The sequence below is a fragment of the Micromonospora sp. D75 genome (assembly GCF_018070405.1).
GTDB classification, from domain to species: domain Bacteria; phylum Actinomycetota; class Actinomycetes; order Mycobacteriales; family Micromonosporaceae; genus Micromonospora; species Micromonospora chalcea.
Window position 1 is genome coordinate 1 of sequence record NZ_JAGPXV010000892.1, and the last position, 1,792, is coordinate 1,792.

Sequence of the window (1,792 nt, forward strand, 5' to 3'; positions counted from 1 at the left end):
GTCAGGGAGAGCCCGCCGACCACTGTGGCGCAGCGCAGCCCGAGCGTGGCAGCGTACGGGGTGAGCGCGGCGGTGACCTGCGCGGCCAGTTCCCGGGTGGGTACGAGCACCAGCGCGAGCGGACGGCCCGGGCGGGCCCGGCGGCCGGCCGTACGGTGCAGCAGCGGCAGCCCGAACGCGAGCGTCTTGCCGGAGCCGGTGCGGCCCCGGCCGAGCACGTCGCGGCCGGCCAGCGAGTCCGGCAGCGTGGCCGCCTGGATCGGGAACGGCGCGGAGATGCCCTGCGCGGTCAGCTCGGAGACGAGCGCCGGCGCCAGGCCGGTGGCGGCGAACGTGGGCAGGGTCGTGGTCATGCGGAAAGCCTTCCTCGAGGCGGCACGTGTCGAGGAAGGGCGCCGGGCTGCGGCGCGTCACCGGCGTCACCGGTGGTCACAAGCACGAACCGAAAGGGACGGGCCGGCCCGGCAGAGGCGGGCCGGCCCGTGCACCGCGCCCGAGAGGGCGCGGTGGTGGTGCCGGTTGATCCGAAGATCAGAGCGGGCGGATGTTCTCCGCCTGCGGGCCCTTCTGGCCCTGGGTCACCTCGAACTCGACCCGCTGGTTCTCGTCCAGGCTCCGGTAGCCGGAGGTCTGGATCGCCGAGAAGTGGGCGAAGACGTCGGCGCCGCCGTCGTCCGGGGTGATGAAGCCGAAGCCCTTGTCAGCGTTGAACCACTTGACGGTGCCAATTGCCATGTGTTTCGTCTCCTTGACGGAACGGTCGGCCCGCACGTGTTGCGGGCCGGAGAGGAGCACCCCGCGCGTGGAATACGCGGCGTGCCTGTCGCTGCTGGTCGCCCCGCCCGGAGAACTCCGGACACAACAAAGAGCGCCTGGGGCCACAATCCGCCAGGCGCACACAGAGTCTCTGGAAACCAAAACTGCAACCCGGACAACGTATCACGGACTCGTGCGCTGCGGTAGATCCCCCGGGATTTCCGGCACGGCGGCCACCAGATCGGCCAGCCCGTCCGCGTCGAGCAGGTCGGCCGGGCGGACGGTCACCGAGTCCCGGACGTAGTGGAACGCCGCGCCGACCCGCTCCACCGGCACCCCGGCCAGTTCCGCCCAGGCCAGCCGGTAGACCGCCAACTGCACCGCCGCCGCGTCGGCCTCCCGGCCGGTGGGCTGCCGCCCGGTCTTCCAGTCGACCACGTCGTAGCGCCCGCCCGGGCGGGCGAACACGGCGTCCATCCGGCCCCGGATCACCACCCCGGCGACGACAGTGGCGAACGGCACCTCCACCTCCACCGGCACCCGGTCGGCCCACTCGCTGGCCAGGAAGCGCTCCTGCAACTCGACCAGGGCCTCGTCCGGGGCCGCGTCCTCGTCCGCCGCGCCAGGCAGCTCGTCCACGTCGAGCAGCCGGTCCGCGCCGAAGCGCTGCTCCAGCCAGGCGTGGAACGCGGTGCCGCGCCGGGCGTACGGCGTCGGTTCGGTGGGCATCGGGCGGCGCAGCGTACGGGCCAGCGCCTCCGGGTCGCGGCGCAGCGCCACGAGCTGCGTCACCGACATCTGGCCCGGCAGTTCGACCTCGGCCGCCTCAGCCTGCCGGGCCAGCTCCGCCCGCTCGGCGAGCAGCAGCTCGGCCTCGCGCCGCCAGCGCGCCACCTCGGCGTCCTCCGCCGCGCCCGTGGTGGCGAGCAGCGCCGCCTCGCGCCGGGCCACCTCCGGGTCGGCGAGGTACCGGCGGACCAGCTCCGCCGCCTCGGTGAGCGCCGGCCGGCGGGCGCCCAGCGGGTCGGCCGGCCAC

At 74.5% G+C, this 1,792-nt stretch carries 3 protein-coding genes; all 3 read right to left on the reverse strand.

The window, feature by feature from the left end:
- Window positions 1–353, reverse strand: a 353-nt coding sequence (locus KBX39_RS30395) for a DEAD/DEAH box helicase (RefSeq protein ID WP_210873847.1), incomplete at its 3' end; no start/stop codon positions are given.
- 178 nt (window positions 354–531) lie between these two features.
- Window positions 532–735: a cold-shock protein gene (locus KBX39_RS30400; protein ID WP_013288421.1), complete on the reverse strand. Its 204-nt coding sequence runs from the start codon at window positions 733–735 to the stop codon at window positions 532–534.
- Window positions 736–939: 204 nt separating this feature from the next.
- A partial coding sequence (locus KBX39_RS30405; protein WP_210873849.1) for a PD-(D/E)XK nuclease family protein occupies window positions 940–1,792 on the reverse strand: 853 nt, incomplete at its 5' end.